Source organism: Streptomyces sp. NPDC088194 (assembly GCF_040702025.1).
Classification (GTDB): Bacteria; Actinomycetota; Actinomycetes; order Streptomycetales; family Streptomycetaceae; genus Actinacidiphila.
On sequence record NZ_JBFBIV010000029.1, the window covers coordinates 1 to 15,139 of the forward strand.

A 15,139-nucleotide genomic window follows, 5' to 3' on the forward strand; every position below is an offset into this window, starting at 1 on the left:
GCGGTCTTGAGCGCGGTGACCGTCTCGGTGCCGTGCCCGACCTCGCCGACCCGCGCGCAGAACTCGTCGGCCTGCCGCACGGGCGGCGGGAGCGGCGGCGCGCTCCGCGTCCTGGTCGGTCCCGGCGCCGCGTCGGCGCCCGGCGTGGACGCGGTGTGGTGGGCCGACGTCCCCAAGCGGTACGCCGAAGCGGCCGTCGGGCGCGGCGCCGGCCGCAACCTCGGCGCACCGGCCGGCCAACTCCCGAGCCTGCGGCGGCTGTTCTACATCGACTGGCCGCTCCAGGACCGGCACCGCGACGCGACGGCCGACCGGATCGACCGCTGGTTCGACGTTACCGATACCTCAACGCCGGCCTCGATCAGCGGGCACGCGCTGCGGGCCTCCTGCCGCCGTCTCGCCCGGCAGCCCTTCCGCACCCTGCCGACCTTCAACTCCACGCCGTGGGGCGGGCATTGGGGTCAGGAGGAGCTGGGCCACAACCGCGGCGCCGCCAACACCGCACTCGGCTACGAACTCATCGCGCCGGAGAGTGGTGTGCTGCTCGGCGACGACGGTTCCGGCGCGGGCGACAGCTCCGGCCCCGGCACTGACTCCGGCACGAGTTCCGGCCCCGGCGCCGGCACCGGCACCAGCTCCGGCCCCGGCACCGGCACCGGCCCCGGCACTGACTCCGGCACCAGCTCCGGCACCGGCCGCAGCGTGGAGGTGCCCTTCCAACTCGTCGTCGCCCTCGCCCCCGTGGACATGCTCGGCGCCGACGTGCACGAGACCTTCGGCACCTCCTTCCCGATCCGCTTCGACTACCTGGACACCGTCGGCGGCGGCAACCTCTCGGTGCACTGCCACCCGCGCACCGACGAGATGCGGACCGTCTTCGGCTGGCCCTACACCCAGCACGAGAGCTACTACCTGATGCGGACCAGCGCGCACAGCAAGGTCTTCCTCGGGCTGCGCCAGGACGCCGACGTCGACGCCTTCCACGCCCGCGCGCACGCCGCCGACGCGCACGGCGAGGAGTTCGACATCGAGAGCTACGTCCAGACCTTCCCCGCCGAGGACGGCCAGCTCTACCTCGTGCCGGCCGGCACCCCGCACGGCAGCGGCGAGGGCAACGTCGTCCTCGAAGTCAGCGCCACGCCGTACCTGTACTCCCTGCGCTTCTACGACTGGCTGCGCAGGGACGCCGCCGACCGGCAGCGCGCCGTCCACGTCGAGCACGCCTTCCGCAACCTGGACCCGCGCCGTTCCGGCGAGGCCGTGCCCCGCGACCTGGTCCAGCGGCCCCGCACCCTGCACCGGGGTGACGGCTGGCGCGAGGAACTCCTCGGCGCGCTGCCCGACATGTTCTTCGAGGTGCGCCGGCTCGTGATCGACCCGGAAGGCACCGCGGAGCAGGACACCGCCGGGCGCTTCCACGTGCTGACCGTCGTCGACGGGCAGGGCGTGCTCGTGACGACCGCCGCGGGGGACCGGCACTTCGTACACTATGCGGAGACTCTCGCGGTTCCGGCCTCCGTCACCGCATACCGTGTGCAGAACCAGGGGCCGGACCTGGCTCGCCTGGTCAAGGCGCAGGTGGCATGAGTACCGAACCCGATCCCGTGACGTCCCTGACCATGCGGGACGTCGCCGAACGGCTCGGCGTCAGCACGATGACGGTCTCCCGCGCCCTGCGCGGGCAGCGCGGCATCGGCGAGGCCACCCGCCAGCGGGTGCTCGCCGAGGTGGCCGCGCTCGGCTACCGCCCGAACAAGCTCGCCAGGGGGCTGCGCTCCGGCGGCCCGAACGAGCTGATCGGCCTGGTGGTCACCAACCTCGCCAACCCCTTCTACTCCCAACTCGCCGTCGGCGTCGAGGAGGTGTGCGTCCGCTACGGGGCGCGCGTCATGCTCGGCAGCACCAGCGAGGACCCTGACGTCGAACGCGACGTCGTCACCGACCTGCTGGACCGGGGGGTGGACGGCCTGGTGGTCGTGCCCGCCAGCCACGACCACAGCCACCTCGGCGGCGAGCGGCTCCGCGACACCCCCGTGGTGCTCGCGGCCAGCCCGCCGATGGACGTCGACGTGGACTGCGTGCTCGTCGACGACTTCGGCGGCACTCGCGCCGCGTGCCGCCGGCTGATCGAGCGCGGCCACCGGCGGATCGGCTTCCTCGGCCTGCCCCCCTCGCTGTGGACCGGCTCGGAGCGTTTCCGCGGCTACGCCCTTGCGCTGGAGGAGGCCGGCATCGCGGTGGACGAGCGCTACGTCAGCCGGCACCGCGGCGACAGCGCGCTCGCCCAGGAGGCGGCCCGCGCCATGCTCGCCCTGCCCGATCCGCCGACCGCGCTGCTCACGGCGAACAACCGGAACACCGTCGGCGCGCTGCTGGCCCTGCGCGACCGGCCCGCCGACCAGGAGCCGGTGGCCCTCGCCGGCTTCGACGACATCGAACTCGCCGACCTGCTGCACCTGCCGCTGACCGTGGTGTCCTACGATCCGGCCGAGGTCGGCAGGGCGGCCGCGACGCTGCTCTTCGAACGCCAGCGCAGCACCGTGCCCCTGCACCCGCGGCGGGTGACCATCTCGACCACGCTCATCGACCACCCGGTACCCCGGTAGGCCGCCGTGACCTCCACCCAGGCGCCCGGCGCCATACCCGTGCTCGAAGTCGGCGGATCGCACGTCACGGCCGCCGCCGTCGACCCCGACCGGGCCGGTGTCCTCGACGGCACCCGGCAGCGCCTGGCGCTGCGGCCCGACACCGGCGCGGAGGACTTCCTCGCCGCGCTCGCCGACGCGGCCAACCGCGTACTGGCCGCGCCCGCCCTGCGCGGCCGGACGGTCGGCGGCACGTGGGGTGTCGCCGTGCCCGGCCCGTTCGACTACGCCACGGGGACCGCCCGCTACCGGGACGTCGGGAAGTTCGCCGCCCTGGACGGCCTGCCCGTCGCGGACCGCCTCGCCCCGCGGCTGGGGTGCGGGCCGGCGCGGCTGCGCTTCCTCAACGACGCCCACGCGTTCGGCCTCGGCGCGTGGCGCGGCACCGGCGGCCGGGGGCGTCGGCTGGTCGCCATCACCCTCGGCACCGGTGTCGGCTCGGCGTTCCTCGACCGCGGCACCCCGGTGGTGGCGGGGCCCAGCGTCCCGCCCGAAGGCCGCGCCGACCTGCTGGCCATCGGCGGCCGGCCGCTGGAGGACGCCGTCTCGACCCGGGCGCTCGCCGCCCGCTACACCGCGCTCACCGGCGCGCCGGTGGACGGGCTGCGCGGGCTGTCCGCCCGGGCCGCGGACGGCGAGGCGGTCGCCCAGGTCGTCATCGACGACGCCTTGCACGCCCTGGGCGGCGCCCTGGCACCCTGGCTGGCGGCCTTCGAGGCGGACACGCTGGTGGTCGGCGGCTCCGCCACCGCGGCGTGGGACCGGCTCGGCCCGCCCTTCACCGCCGGCCTGACGGCCCGCCACCCCGCCCTGGCCGCACTGCGGTTGGCGGTGCGCCGGGACGGGGAGGACCTGGCGCTGCTCGGCGCGGCGGAACACGCGGTGCGGGCGTGAGCGGGCAGGCGCGTCGGCGGGCCGGTCGGACGTGCGAGGGTGGCGGCATGTTGATCGCGATGGCGGGGCTGCCCGGTGCGGGGAAGAGCACGGTCGCGCGGGCGTTGGGACGGGAACTGGCCGCTCCGGTCGTGTCGGTCGACCCGATCGAAGCGGCGATGTGGCGTGCGGGGGTCTCCCGCGGCCAGCCCACCGGCCTGGCGGCGTACGTCGTGGCCGAAACCGTGGCCGGCGATGCGCTGGCCCTGGGCCAGACGGTGATCGTGGACGCGGTCAACGCGGTGGACGCGGCGCGGGGGCAGTGGCGGTCCCTGGCCGAGCGGCACGGCGTGCGGGCGGCGTTCGTCGAGGTGGTCTGCTCGGACCGGGCGGTGCATCGCCGGCGCCTGGAAGCCCGATCCCGCGGAATCGAGGGTTTCGCCGAGCCGACATGGGAGGCGGTGGAGCGGCTGCGGGAGGAGTACGCCCCGTGGACCGACCACCGCTTGGTGCTGGACGCGATGACGGCCCTGCCGTCCAACCTCGCGACGGCCCTGGCGTTCCTGGCCGCGGCCACCTGATCCGCCGGCTACGGCGCCGCGCACCTGACGTACGGGGGCTGGTGGTCGGACTGGGGCAAGGAGCGCTTCCGGGGCGACGATCGGCGCGGTGAGCGTGACGTCGAGCGGCTGTAGGGCCGCCAGCCGACGGCGCGCGGCCGTGAGGATGGCGTCCACGGCGCTCTCGGGGACCTCGCCGACGAAGCCGATGTCCTGCAGGGTGAGGTGCAGCCAGCGGTCGGGGACGAGGTCGAGTCCGTCCAACCGGGCGAGGACCGACCGGTATTCGGCGGCCGACCGCTTGACGTCGGCCATGCCGCTGAAGGTGGGGTGCGAGGTGTGGAAAACCCGGCCGTGGCGCCAACCGGGCCGTCACCAGCAGTGGTTGGTCAGTGCTCGGTGTCCGTGGCCATGGTGACGAATCCTGTCAGGCGCCTTCCGTGCCTGACGACAGCGCGAGTCTGCGCGGGGGCTGATCCAGACACCGGTCCGCCACGCTGTACTCCGACGGACTCAACCGGCTGTGCGATCAACTCACACGCGCCGCGGCTCGGTTCGCGACTCGTCACGAACCAGGCGGCCGGTGAAGCCGCGGTCGCACAACCGTCCGTAGGCAGCGTGGATTTCGGCCGGGACATGTTGGTCGATGATGAGTCCTCGCTCGGGGTAGATGATGATCCGCTGTGTAGCGCCGACCATCATGGCGACGACCAGGTCTTCGTCGCCGATGGCGGAGACGTAGTCGTCGTAGGTCATGGGCGCCGATGCGCAGACGGCGTCCACGGACGGCCAGAGCTTCCGCAGCGTCGCGTAGGCCCGTCGTTCCTCGTACGGCTTGCTGACCAGGAGGAGTGACGTCACCTCGACGCCGGTGGATTCCAGGAGCGCCCGGGATTTCGTGATGTTCTCCCCGGTGTTCCTCGCCTCCGACTCCAGCAGGACCGCTGATTCCGGTACGCCCAGTTCGAGTGCCCGCCTGCGGTAGTGCACAGCCTCGCCAAGTGGCATGCGAGCAGCGGACGTTGGACTGGTGGCTCCGGTCATCACCACGAGAGGTGCCATGCCGCGCGAGTAGAGATCCGCCGTGGTGTCCGCCACGGTGAGGTCGTGACTGCCCAGTGCGATGGCGACCGAGCAGGGGCGCGGCTCGTGGTGCATCCGCAGGTAGTCCCACAGCAGCAGGGCATCCGCGTGCGCGGTCGGCGAGAGGGTCACGCACGCTCCCCGTCCTGCGCCGAGTCCGGCACATCGAATTCGTACTCCCACGCGAACCGAGATGCGGCGTGGAGCCCGAGCGCGAACTCCACAACCGTGCCGTCGGCGGTGTAGGTAGTCCTGTGCAGTTCCACGACGGGCTCACTCGCGGGAAGTTTCAGCAGCTCTGCTTCCTCGGCCGTCGGCATGCGAGCGAAGAGTTGCTCCCGCATGTGGTCGATCTCGTACCCCGCGTCGTAGAGGACACGGAACCCACCGCCACGGCCGGCCGGCCCGGGACTGGGATCGACAATGCGCGTGCCCTCGACATGCTCGGGGCGGTAATAGCTGGTCAGAGTGTGCGTCGGCTGGTGGCCCTCCTTGACGAGCCGGGCGCGGGCGTACACGTCCGCTCCGTCCGAGAGCCCCAGCGCGCTGGTGACCAGGTGGCTTCCCTTCACCAGGCCCACGGTCTGCGTTTGCTCGCCGCGGTTGTACGGACGGCCCGATGCGACTCGGTCGGCAATGAACGCAACCTCGTCCCCGTCCCGCCACTTCGCCTTGTCATATCGCGCGATGCCGAGCCGCTTGAGTGGTGTCCGGTGCCGCACCACCGTGCCATGGCCGCGCGACGACGTGACCAGTCCCTCCGCTTCCAGCGCCTTGTACGCCATGTGGACGGTGGACTTGGAGCCCTCACCTGCCTCCACCAGCGCGCGGATATGCGGCAACGGCTGGCCCGGTCCGTACTTGCCGTTCCGGATCTGCTCCGCGAGACGATCCGCGAGTTCCCGCCACTTCGACGCCATCGTGCCTCCTCTCAAGGGGTCCAGTGAAACACAGTCCCAGGACTGTCAACAGTCCTGGGACTGTAGCGCCATTCTCTTCTCAAGCGTTTGCAGTCCCAGGACTGATGACGGGCTCACGGAGGTCGCCCTCACCCCCGCCCACTCCCTCACCCCCTCCTCGCCCCCCGCGTCATTCCACCGCCCCCTGAACAACCCGGGGACGGTGCCGCCCTCCACAACACACCCCACGGACAAGGACCGAAACATCAGCCATTCCGTTACCCGCCCGCCCACAAGAGGAGAGCACCCTGTGAAGACCATCGCCGAACAGCCCACCGCGCCCTGGGGCTCCCGCCGCCTCGCGCCGTACCCCACCACCATCCGCCGCCCGCACTCCACGGTCGCTCTCGACCCCGCCACGCAACTCGGCGTGTTCCGCGACCGGACCGGCCAGGTCGTCGAGATGGGCGCGCACGGCACCAGCAAGGGCACCGAGACCTCGACAATCACGAACTCGGACTCGAAGAACGATCAGGGCCACGACCAGGACTCGCAGCAGGACTGACGACGTGACCGAGGACCGGCCGGTGTTGGTGGTCACCGAGGCGGACGACCTGACCGCCGACATGGTGATCACCGAACTCAATCGGCGGAACGTACCCGTGGTCAGGTTCAACCCCGCCGACATCGGCGCCGACCTGACGGTCTCGGCTCGGTTCAGCACCCGCCCGGCCGCCATGACCGGGCGGGTGCGCACCCCGTCGAGGAGCGCTGATCTGACCCGTGTCCGTGCGGTGTACTGGCGCCGCCCCCAGTGGCCCGCCTTCGCCCACCTGCAACCGGACGACGCCCGCTTCGCGGCCACCCAGGTCCGCTTCGGACTCGGCGGCATCCTCTACGCCATGGACCGCCCGCTGTGGGTGAACCACCCCCTTCAGGTCGCCGCCGCCGACTACAAGCCCGCCCAGCTCGCCCTCGCACAAAGCCTCGCACTATCCGTCCCGCCCACACTCATCACCAACGACCCGGACGAGGCACGCGAGTTCATCACCAGCACCCCAGGCGACGTGCTGTTCAAAACGCTGCGCTGGACCCCGTACACGCGGGACGGCGTACCGGTCACCGGTTGGGCCGAACCCGTGTCCGCCGGCGAGATCGACGAGAGCATTCGCGTCGCCCCGCACCTGTTCCAGGCCCGCGTGGACAAGATGGCCGACATCCGCGTCCTGGTCGTCGGCCGGCGGACCTTCGCCGTGCGGATCAACTCCACCCTCCTGGACTGGCGCAGGGACTACAGCGCCCTCACCTACACCGTCGAGCACATCCCCGACCGGGTGACCACAGCCCTGCACACCTATCTAGAAGTCCAGGGTCTGGTGTCGGGGAGCTTCGACCTCGCAGTGGACCGGGCGGGCGACTACTGGTGGCTGGAGCTGAACCCGAACGGCCAGTGGGGGTGGTTGGAGACAGAGACCGGCTTGCCGATGTCCGCGGCCTTCGCCGACCTGCTCACCGAAGCCCGAGGAGAACGCCGATGACCGACTCGACACGCCAACGCCGCCGCCTGGCCGAGCGGCTCGCGGCCGACGGGGTACTCGTATCACCCTTACTGCGGGCGGCCGTTGAGGCCGTACCGCGCGAACTGTTCCTCCACCCCGGCGTGTTCCTCGACGAAGGCCCCGTGTGGAGGCCCGTCACGGCCTCCGGTGCCGCCCCGGCCGCATGGCTGGAGTGCGCGTACCGCTACGACACCCTCACCACCCAACTCGACGGCCACCTCACCGCCGACCAGATCATCGAACCCGTGGCGGGGGTGCCCACCTCCTCCTCCACCGCCCCGGCCACCGTGATCCGCATGATGGAGAGCCTGGACCTGCAACCGGGCCACCGGGTACTGGAGATCGGCACCGGCACCGGCTATTCAGCCGCCCTGATGTGCCACTACCTCGGTGCGGGCAACGTCACCACCGTCGAAGTCGACCCGCGGGTAGCGCAGCGCGCGGACACCGCCCTGGAAACGCTCGGCTACTCCGCCTGGACCGTCACCGGCGACGGCCTCCTCGGCCACCCCCGCAACGCCCCCTACGACCGTGTCATCGCCACCTGCGCCGTCCGCCGCATCCCGCACACCTGGGTCCGCCAGACCAAGCCCGGCGGCACCATCCTCGCCACCATCGGTTCCTGGCCGTACGGAACCGGCCTGGCCAAGGTCACCGTCGACGACGACGGCAACGCCGAAGGCCGCATCATCGCCCGTTCCTCCTTCATGCAGGCCCGCGCCCAAACCGTGGTGCCGATCGCCGGCGACCTGTCCGCCCGGACGGCCTACGTCGACAGCGAGCGGAAGACGACGGTGCCGCCGACCCTGCTCGACGACTGGATGCCCGCGTATGTCGCCCAACTCGCCGCCCCCGGTGCCCAACTCGTCCGCGCTGCTCGCAGTGACGGGACCAAGCTGCTGTACCTCTTCGACCCGGAGCGCGAGTGCTTCGCCGAGTTCACCGCCGACGGCAACAACTGGACGGCCCGGCAGGGCGGCCCTTTGCCCCTCTGGGACACGATCGAACAGGCGCTCCTCGCCTGGCAGGCCGCAGGCCACCCCGAGATCGACTCGGTTCGCCTCCGCGTCACGCAGGCGGCGCACCGCTACTGGATCGACGGAGCCCCGGACCTGCGCTGGGAGCACCGCCTCGACTGAGACGAGAAGGGCCTTCTACGGAGGCACTACCCCCGTGCGTGAGTAGCCGTCGCATCGTGGAGAAGCGGAATGGACGACGAACCGCTGACCGAGTGGGCGGAACGCCGTGACGCCAAGATCGGACGGCTCCGCGCGCTCCCGCTGCTCCCCGGCGACGGCCCACGAGCAGGGCACGTGAACCCCGAGGCCCCTCGCCTGATCCAGCGGTGGAACGGCCACGCCTGGGAGCCCCACGCCTTCGCGGCCAACCTCGCGGAAGCGAGGCGCATCCTCCATCCCGCGGCCCACGAACCACCCGCCCGAGCCCCGGTGCCGGCACCGAACCCCCTCCGCGCCGGCACCGGAAAGCACCGCAAGCCCCAGACGCCGGGGCCCAACGAGCGCTGACTCCCGCCCGCCGGAGCCGCGTGTCGAGCAGCGGTGGCGGAGGCCTTGTCCCAGGCGTGCCGGGGGAGCAGCGGGGTCGTGCCGAGCACGTCGTACAGCGCGGTGAAGGTGCTCGGCATCCCGCGACTGGTCCTGGCCCGGGGGCGGATCGTGGCCGTGGTGGGGGAACGGGGTGGGGGAGAACGGGGTGGGGAAGTCCGCCCGCCCGCGGCGCCGGCCGACGCGGTCGAGGCGGGGATCGGCCTCGTGCCGGAGGACCGCAAGGTGGAGTCGCTGCTGCCGGCCCACTCGGTGTGGTGGAGCGCCAGGTTGACCACCCCGCTCCGGGTCGGCACCCGGGGCGTGCTGCGGCCCCCGGGCGGACAAGGAGCACGCGGCCCACCGCGTCCAGCCCTGCTCGCTCGGGGTTTTGGCTATGTGGGATAGCTATGTAAAATAGGGGTATGGAGGATCGCGAGGTGTTGCGGCTGCGCGCGCAGTTCAAGCAGCTTCAGCGGCGGTTGCGGCGCGAGGCGGGGCCGACGCATGGGGTGTCGAGGACGGCCCGGCAGGTGCTCGCGGCGGCTGAGCGGCTGGGGGGTGCGCAGCCGCGCGGGCTCGCGGAGGAGTTGCAGATGACCAGTTCGAACGTGGCGGCGGCGCTGCGCGAGTTGGAGGGCGCGGGGTTCGTGCGGCGCAGCCGGGACGAGGAGGACGCGCGGCGCGTGCTGGTGGCGGTCACCCCCGCCGGGAGCGCGGCCGTCGCGGACGCGCGCAGCCAGCGCGACACGTGGCTGGGGCGGGCGGTCGAGGCGCTGCTGGACCCGGAGGAGCAGCGCGTGCTGGTTGCCGCGGGCGAACTGCTGGAGCGGCTCGCCGAGTTCGAGCTGCCCGAAGGTGCGACGCCGGGCCGGGCGGCGGGCCCGACATGACGGGCGCGACCGGCCCGCCGCCGTCCCAGCCCCAGCCCCAGCCCCCGTCGCCGGGACCCGAGCCGAGTGGCCCCGTACAGCCGCCGCACGCGTCACCGGCGACGGGCCTGACCACGGCGACCGCGGCGACCTCGGCGACGACGGCAAGGGCGCGGCGCGGGCACACCGGCTGCCGCGCGCCTTCAGCTCGCTGTCGATCCGCAACTACCGCCTCTACTTCTGGGGCTACGCGGTGTCGATCGCGGGCACCTGGATGCAGACGCTGGCGCTCGCGTTCCTGGTACTGCGGCTGACCGGCAGCGGTGCCGACCTCGGGATCGCCACCGCCGTCCGCTACCTGCCGCTGGCGCTGCTCGGCCCGTTCGGCGGCCTGATCGCCGACCGCTACGACCGGCGCCGCCTGCTGTACGTCACGCAGTCCGCGTCCGCCGCGGTCGCGCTGGCCTTCGCGCTCATGACGGCACTGGGCGCCGCGAGCTTCACCGGGGTCGTCGCGCTGTCGCTGGCGCTCGGCGTGCTCACCGTGGTCGACAACCCGGCCCGGCAGAGCCTGATCGGCGACCTGGTGCCGCGCGAGCGGCTCGCGAACGCGGTCACCCTCAACTCCGTGTCGGTCAACCTCGCCCGCGTGCTGGGCGCGGCGGCCGGCGGCGCCCTCGTCGCCGGGGTCGGCCTGACCACCTGCTTCGTGCTCAACGCCGCGTCGTTCGCGGGCGTGCTGGTCAGCCTCGTCCTCATGCGGCCCGCCGAGATGAACCCCGTCGACCGCCCGCCCCGCGAGAAAGGCCAGGTCAGGGCCGGCCTGCGCTACGCCTTCCGCACCCCGGCGCTGCTGCTGCCGCTGGTGATGATCACGGTCACCGGCGCGCTCGCCTACGAGTTCCCGGTCACTCTCCCGCTGGTGGCGCGCGGCGCCCTGCACGGCGGCGCGGGCACCTACGGCGCGATGGCAGCCGTCATGGGGGTGGGCGCGGTGATCGGCGGCCTCGTGACCGCCAGCCGCGGCAACCCCCGGCGCAGCAGCACCCTCGCGTTCGCCGCCGCCGGCTGGGGCGTCGCCATCACCGCGGCCGCGGTCGCCCCGACACTGCCCTGGGAACTGCTCGCGCTGCTCTTCGTCGGCTACGGCAGCATCAGCTTCAACTCGCTGTCCAAGACCGCGCTCCAGCTCGCCGCGGCACCCGCGATGCGCGGCCGCGTGATGGCGCTGTGGGCGCTGGCCTGGGGCGGCACCACCGTGATCGGCGGGCCGCTGGTCGGCTGGGTCGCCCAGGACTTCGGCAGCCGCTGGTCGCTCGTGATCGGCGGCGTGCCCACCATCGTGCTGGGCATCCTGATGCTCCCGGCGCTGCGCCGCATGGACCACTCGGCCGGGCAGGGGGCCTCCGCGTAACCGATGACGTCGGGACGGCGGTCACGCGGAGCGGGGGCGGTGACGCGGAAGTGCCGAGCGCGGGCGGTGACCCGAAAGCCCAAGCCCCGCGTGCGTGCGGTGACCCGGTGACCCGGTGACTCCGCTCGCTCAGGCCGCCCCGCCCTCCTCCGCCAGCAACTCCCACAGCGCGTCGTACACCCCCGGCGCCGCCACGACGACGCCCGTGCCCGACAGGTCGGGTGGCAGCGGGAACGGCTCGGGCAGCAGGTTCCCGCGCCGCGCCCCCGCCTCCGTGGCGACCAGCCCGGCCGCGGCCACGTCCCAGGGCGCCAGGCTCTCGGTGTGCGCGTCGAGCATGCCCGTCGCGACCAGCGAGATGTCCAGCGCGGGCGAACCCGCGCGCCGCACGTCACGGCAGTTCAGCAGCAGCCGCCGCACCCGCTCCAGCACCGCGTCCAACTCCTCGCGCCGGTGCGGGAATCCCGTGCCCACAAGGGCGTCGCCCAGCACCGACGTGTCCGCGACCGCCAGCCGCGACCCGTTGCAGCGCGCCCCGCCGCCCTTCACCGCGGTGAACGTCTGCCCCAGGAAGGGCGCGTGCACCGCGCCCGCCCGCACCACACCGTCGACCGCGAAGGCCACCGACACCGAGACGTACGGGTAGTCGTGCGCGAAGTTCGCCGAACCGTCCATCGGGTCCACCACCCACACCGGACCGTCGAACATGCCCTCCCGCCACCCGTCCCAGGTCTCCTCGCTGACCATCCGGTGCGCGGGGAAGCGCGCCGCGAGCACGTCCCTGATCAGCGCGTCCGCCCGCAAGTCCGCGTCGGTGACGACTCCGTGGCCGTCCTTCGGGCGTCCCCGCGCCGCCTGCGTCCCGCGCAGCCGCCGCAGCAGCCCGCCCGCCGCCCGCGCGGCCCGCTCGGCCACCACGGCGGCCGTCGCGTCGTCCGCCCCGGCCGCCGGGTCCGCGGAGCCCGCCGCGTCCGCCGATCCCGCTCCACCCGCGCTGCCCGCTCCACCCGTTCTGCCCGCGCTGCCCGTCCCGGCCATCCCGACCTTCCCCCTCGTCCCGTCCCGCCCGGCCGGCCCCGTGCGGAGCCGCGGACCGGACCGTGCCACCACGTCCTCATTGTCAACGACTCGACCGCATCGTGAGATGCCGCCTGCTGTGTATGCTGCGGGCGCGGCGGGCCCGGACGCGGGAAAGTACAACCGGGAGCCGTACGGCCCGCACCCGCGTACGAATCCGGCGGGGGTGGCCCGCGACCACCGCGTCCGGCTCCGCAGACACCCCGAGGGCGGACGCCGCCCGACCGGACACCGCAGAAGGAGCAACTACGTGGCGATCGACCGGGCCCGCGCCGGGCGCCTGGCCCCGCTGCCGTTCGCGACCGGCCGCCTCGACCTGCTGCCGTTGGAGCCCAGGCACGCCGGGGAGATGGCGGGCGTGCTCGCCGACCCCGCCCTGCACCACTACATCGGCGGCGAGCCGGCCACCCCCGAGGCGCTGCGGTCGCGGTACGAGCGGCTGGCCGCGGGTTCGCCCGACCCCGCCGTGGACTGGCTGAACTGGGTGATCCGGCTGCGCGCGGACGGCTGCCTGGTGGGCACCGTCCAGGCGACGGTCGGCATCGAGGACGGCGGGCAGGTCGCCGAGATCGCGTGGGTGGTCGGCACGCCGTGGCAGGGCCGCGGCATCGCCACGGAGGCCGCGCGCGGGCTGGTGGACTGGCTCGCCGGGCAGCGCGTGCCGACCGTGATCGCCCACATCCACCCGGACCACGCCGCCTCGGCCGCCGTCGCCACCGCAGCCGGGCTCGCACCCACCGACCAGTGGCACGACGGCGAGGTGCGCTGGCACGGGACGACGGCCGCCGACAGCTAGGACAGGCGTACGCCGGAGGGCGCGCGTGCCGTGCAGGGCGCGCGCACCACCCGGCGTCGCTCCGGGGCGGGCGCCGCGCTCAGCGTGCGACGGCCAGCGCGAGCGAGGCGACGGCCAGCGCCAAGTAGGCGGCGGGGAAGGCGATGTTGGCGAAGACGCGGGTCTTGATGTGCACTGCCATCGCGCCGACGAAGTACAGCACGAGTCCGATCGCGGCGGCGATGCCGATGGGCAGCACGCCCAGCAGTCCGAGCAGCAGCCCGACCGCGCCGGCGCCCTTGAGCGTGCCGAGCGGGCGGGCCCAGGACGCGGGCACGCCCACCCGCGCGGAGTTGGCGAGGACGAAGTCCGCCTTCGCGAGGTCGGCGACGGCCATGCCGCCGTTGATCGCGATCGTGACGGCGGTGATGGTCGCGTAGGCGAGGTACACGTACGTCTCCTGTTCGGTGGGTCCGGTACGGGGGTCCCGTCCGGTGCGGCGATAGGGCGCGGGGCAGTGGGGTGCACGGCGGCGGACGGCCACCGGGCGCGACCGACCACACGGGCACGCGGGGGTCGCGGGGAGCGCCGTCGGCGGCGGGCTCCGCTCCTGCGCCGGAGCCCCGTCCACCCGCACGACCCACCCTGGTCGGACCCCCGGTTGCCGTCCAATACCTGCATCCATAACCTGGCGGAATGGATGTGGACACGCGGTTGCTGCGCTATTTCGCAGCCGTGGCGGCCGAGGGGACGCTGACCCGCGCCGCGGAGCGGCTGTACGTGTCGCAGCCGGCGCTGACGAAGCAGATCAAGCAGCTGGAGAACCAGCTCGGGATGCGGCTGTTCACCCGCTCCCGGTCCGGTATGGCGCTGACCGAGGCGGGCCGCGCGCTCGCCGAGCGGGTGCCCGCGCTGCTGGCCGACTGGGACCGCGTGCTGCGCCAGACGCAGGCCGCGGAGGGACGTGCGGCGCGCGTGCTGCGGGTCGGCTTCCTGGCCAGCGCGGCCAACGAGGCGACGCCGTCCATCGTCGCGGAGTTCGCCCGCCGCCGGCCCGGCTGGCGCGCCGACCTGCGGCAGGCGTCCTGGTCGAACCCGACCGCCGGGCTGGCCGCGGGCGAGGTGGACGTCGGGCTGCTGCGGATGCCCTTCCCGGAGCAGGACTCCTACCGGTGGGAGGTGCTGTTCACCGAACCGCGGTGCGTCGCGCTGCCGTCCGCCCACCCGCTGGCCTCGCGCGCCTCCATCGCCTTCCGCGAGTTGTGGGACGAGCCGTACGTGGCGGCGAAGGCCGAGACCGGCCAGTGGCAGGAGTACTGGACGGCGGCCGGTGAACGCGACGGCCGCCCGGTCCGGATCGGCGCCGTCACCGACCAGCCCGACGAGTGGCTCAGCGCGATCGCCAACGGCGACGGCATCGCGCTCGCCCCCGAGTCCGCGGCCCGCTTCTACGCCCGGCCCGGCGTCACCTACCGCCCGGTCACCGGCGTGAGTCCCAGCCGGGTCTGCGTGGCCTGGGCGCCCGCCGACGACGGCGATCCCGTCATCCAGGACTTCGTCCGCTGCTGCCTCGACGCGATACCCGACGCACCCGAAGAGCCGGACCCCGGTCCCTCCCCGGACCCCGGTCCCTCCCCGGACCCCGGTCCCTCCCCGGACCCCGGTCCTGACCGTCACTGAACGCCGGAACGCCGGAACGCCGGAACGCCGGAACCCCGCACGCCGTCCCCGTACCGGCCGCCCCGCTCCCCGATCCCCGGCGAGCCTTCCTGGTGATCCGCCCGGCCAGGGCGCACCCTGGAAAAAGGGCGCGCGTGTGCCCGGCCCGGCGCGCGCCA

The 15,139-nt window shown here is 73.5% G+C and carries 17 protein-coding genes and 1 pseudogene; 13 read left to right on the plus strand and 5 right to left on the minus strand.

Annotation, left to right across the window (positions count from 1 at the left end; genetic code table 11):
• The 4 genes from AB0399_RS17970 to AB0399_RS17985 all read left to right on the plus strand — a co-directional run.
• The coding region (locus AB0399_RS17970) for a hypothetical protein (protein WP_366411951.1) at nucleotides 1-1,587 on the plus strand (1,587 nt) is incomplete at its 5' end.
• A complete protein-coding gene (locus tag AB0399_RS17975) occupies nucleotides 1,584-2,606 on the plus strand; it encodes a LacI family DNA-binding transcriptional regulator (protein WP_366411952.1) in 1,023 nt (340 codons plus the stop codon). The genes AB0399_RS17970 and AB0399_RS17975, both read left to right, overlap by 4 nt.
• A 6-nt stretch (nucleotides 2,607-2,612) precedes the next feature.
• Nucleotides 2,613-3,539, plus strand: a complete 927-nt coding sequence (locus AB0399_RS17980; protein WP_366411953.1) for an ROK family protein — start codon at nucleotides 2,613-2,615, stop codon at nucleotides 3,537-3,539.
• Between the two features lie 47 nt (nucleotides 3,540-3,586).
• Entirely contained in the window at nucleotides 3,587-4,099 is a 513-nt protein-coding gene (locus AB0399_RS17985) for an AAA family ATPase (RefSeq protein ID WP_366411954.1), read from the plus strand.
• A 48-nt stretch (nucleotides 4,100-4,147) separates the two neighbouring features.
• Here the strand turns inward: AB0399_RS17985 and AB0399_RS17990 are convergent.
• From AB0399_RS17990 to AB0399_RS18000, 3 genes and pseudogenes are all read right to left on the minus strand, one after another.
• Nucleotides 4,148-4,393: pseudogene (locus AB0399_RS17990) on the minus strand (2'-5' RNA ligase family protein); the annotation flags it as partial.
• A gap of 219 nt (nucleotides 4,394-4,612) precedes the next feature.
• Entirely contained in the window at nucleotides 4,613-5,236 is a 624-nt protein-coding gene (locus AB0399_RS17995; RefSeq protein WP_366412011.1) for a YdcF family protein, read from the minus strand.
• 53 nt (nucleotides 5,237-5,289) lie between these two features.
• Nucleotides 5,290-6,081, minus strand: a complete 792-nt coding sequence (locus tag AB0399_RS18000) for a GntR family transcriptional regulator (RefSeq protein ID WP_329361367.1) — start codon at nucleotides 6,079-6,081, stop codon at nucleotides 5,290-5,292.
• A 289-nt stretch (nucleotides 6,082-6,370) separates the two neighbouring features.
• On the opposite strand from AB0399_RS18000, the gene tgmA reads away from it, so the two are divergent.
• From tgmA to AB0399_RS18035, 7 genes are all read left to right on the plus strand, one after another.
• A complete protein-coding gene (tgmA, locus tag AB0399_RS18005; RefSeq protein WP_328473419.1) occupies nucleotides 6,371-6,625 on the plus strand; it encodes a putative ATP-grasp-modified RiPP in 255 nt (84 codons plus the stop codon).
• Nucleotides 6,626-6,629: 4 nt separating this feature from the next.
• Nucleotides 6,630-7,598, plus strand: a complete 969-nt coding sequence (tgmB, locus tag AB0399_RS18010; protein WP_366411955.1) for an ATP-grasp ribosomal peptide maturase — start codon at nucleotides 6,630-6,632, stop codon at nucleotides 7,596-7,598.
• Nucleotides 7,595-8,758 (plus strand): ATP-grasp peptide maturase system methyltransferase, encoded by a 1,164-nt coding sequence (tgmC, locus tag AB0399_RS18015; RefSeq protein WP_329361363.1) that lies wholly within the window; start codon nucleotides 7,595-7,597, stop codon nucleotides 8,756-8,758. The genes tgmB and tgmC overlap by 4 nt, the downstream gene beginning before the upstream one ends.
• 69 nt (nucleotides 8,759-8,827) lie before the next feature.
• The gene (locus AB0399_RS18020) at nucleotides 8,828-9,145 is read left to right on the plus strand and encodes a DUF6087 family protein (protein ID WP_366411956.1); all 318 of its coding nucleotides are present in this window, start codon (nucleotides 8,828-8,830) and stop codon (nucleotides 9,143-9,145) included.
• Nucleotides 9,146-9,223: 78 nt separating this feature from the next.
• On the plus strand, nucleotides 9,224-9,571 hold the full coding sequence (locus AB0399_RS18025; RefSeq protein WP_366411957.1) for a hypothetical protein: 348 nt from the start codon (nucleotides 9,224-9,226) through the stop codon (nucleotides 9,569-9,571).
• A 17-nt stretch (nucleotides 9,572-9,588) separates the two neighbouring features.
• Nucleotides 9,589-10,056 (plus strand): MarR family transcriptional regulator, encoded by a 468-nt coding sequence (locus AB0399_RS18030; protein ID WP_366411958.1) that lies wholly within the window; start codon nucleotides 9,589-9,591, stop codon nucleotides 10,054-10,056.
• The gene (locus AB0399_RS18035; RefSeq protein WP_366411959.1) at nucleotides 10,022-11,449 is read left to right on the plus strand and encodes an MFS transporter; all 1,428 of its coding nucleotides are present in this window, start codon (nucleotides 10,022-10,024) and stop codon (nucleotides 11,447-11,449) included. The genes AB0399_RS18030 and AB0399_RS18035 overlap by 35 nt, the downstream gene beginning before the upstream one ends.
• A 129-nt stretch (nucleotides 11,450-11,578) precedes the next feature.
• On the opposite strand, the gene AB0399_RS18040 is transcribed toward AB0399_RS18035, so the two are convergent.
• Nucleotides 11,579-12,487: an inositol monophosphatase family protein gene (locus tag AB0399_RS18040; RefSeq protein WP_366411960.1), complete on the minus strand. Its 909-nt coding sequence runs from the start codon at nucleotides 12,485-12,487 to the stop codon at nucleotides 11,579-11,581.
• Between the two features lie 289 nt (nucleotides 12,488-12,776).
• Here AB0399_RS18040 and AB0399_RS18045 point away from each other — a divergent pair, with 289 nt between their 5' ends.
• The gene (locus AB0399_RS18045; RefSeq protein ID WP_366411961.1) at nucleotides 12,777-13,322 is read left to right on the plus strand and encodes a GNAT family N-acetyltransferase; all 546 of its coding nucleotides are present in this window, start codon (nucleotides 12,777-12,779) and stop codon (nucleotides 13,320-13,322) included.
• Between the two features lie 79 nt (nucleotides 13,323-13,401).
• Here the strand turns inward: AB0399_RS18045 and AB0399_RS18050 are convergent, their stop codons facing one another.
• The gene (locus AB0399_RS18050; protein ID WP_328473434.1) at nucleotides 13,402-13,752 is read right to left on the minus strand and encodes a DoxX family protein; all 351 of its coding nucleotides are present in this window, start codon (nucleotides 13,750-13,752) and stop codon (nucleotides 13,402-13,404) included.
• A 245-nt stretch (nucleotides 13,753-13,997) separates the two neighbouring features.
• On the opposite strand from AB0399_RS18050, the gene AB0399_RS18055 reads away from it, so the two are divergent.
• Complete coding sequence (locus AB0399_RS18055; protein ID WP_366411962.1) at nucleotides 13,998-14,981, plus strand: LysR family transcriptional regulator; 984 nt, start codon at nucleotides 13,998-14,000, stop codon at nucleotides 14,979-14,981.
• Nucleotides 14,982-15,139: the final 158 nt, after the last annotated feature.

What these genes read in the sequence shown, in the direction of transcription:
- AB0399_RS17975 (WP_366411952.1), top strand. Translation starts at nt 1,584, where the DNA reads ATGAGTACCGAACCCGATCCCGTGACGTCCCTGACCATGCGGGACGTC.
- AB0399_RS17985 (WP_366411954.1), top strand. Translation starts at nt 3,587, where the DNA reads ATGTTGATCGCGATGGCGGGGCTGCCCGGTGCGGGGAAGAGCACGGTC.
- AB0399_RS17995 (WP_366412011.1), bottom strand. Translation starts at nt 5,236, where the DNA reads ATGCACCACGAGCCGCGCCCCTGCTCGGTCGCCATCGCACTGGGCAGT.
- AB0399_RS18000 (WP_329361367.1), bottom strand. Translation starts at nt 6,081, where the DNA reads ATGGCGTCGAAGTGGCGGGAACTCGCGGATCGTCTCGCGGAGCAGATC.
- tgmC (WP_329361363.1), top strand. Translation starts at nt 7,595, where the DNA reads ATGACCGACTCGACACGCCAACGCCGCCGCCTGGCCGAGCGGCTCGCG.
- AB0399_RS18020 (WP_366411956.1), top strand. Translation starts at nt 8,828, where the DNA reads ATGGACGACGAACCGCTGACCGAGTGGGCGGAACGCCGTGACGCCAAG.
- AB0399_RS18030 (WP_366411958.1), top strand. Translation starts at nt 9,589, where the DNA reads ATGGAGGATCGCGAGGTGTTGCGGCTGCGCGCGCAGTTCAAGCAGCTT.
- AB0399_RS18040 (WP_366411960.1), bottom strand. Translation starts at nt 12,487, where the DNA reads ATGGCCGGGACGGGCAGCGCGGGCAGAACGGGTGGAGCGGGCAGCGCG.
- AB0399_RS18055 (WP_366411962.1), top strand. Translation starts at nt 13,998, where the DNA reads ATGGATGTGGACACGCGGTTGCTGCGCTATTTCGCAGCCGTGGCGGCC.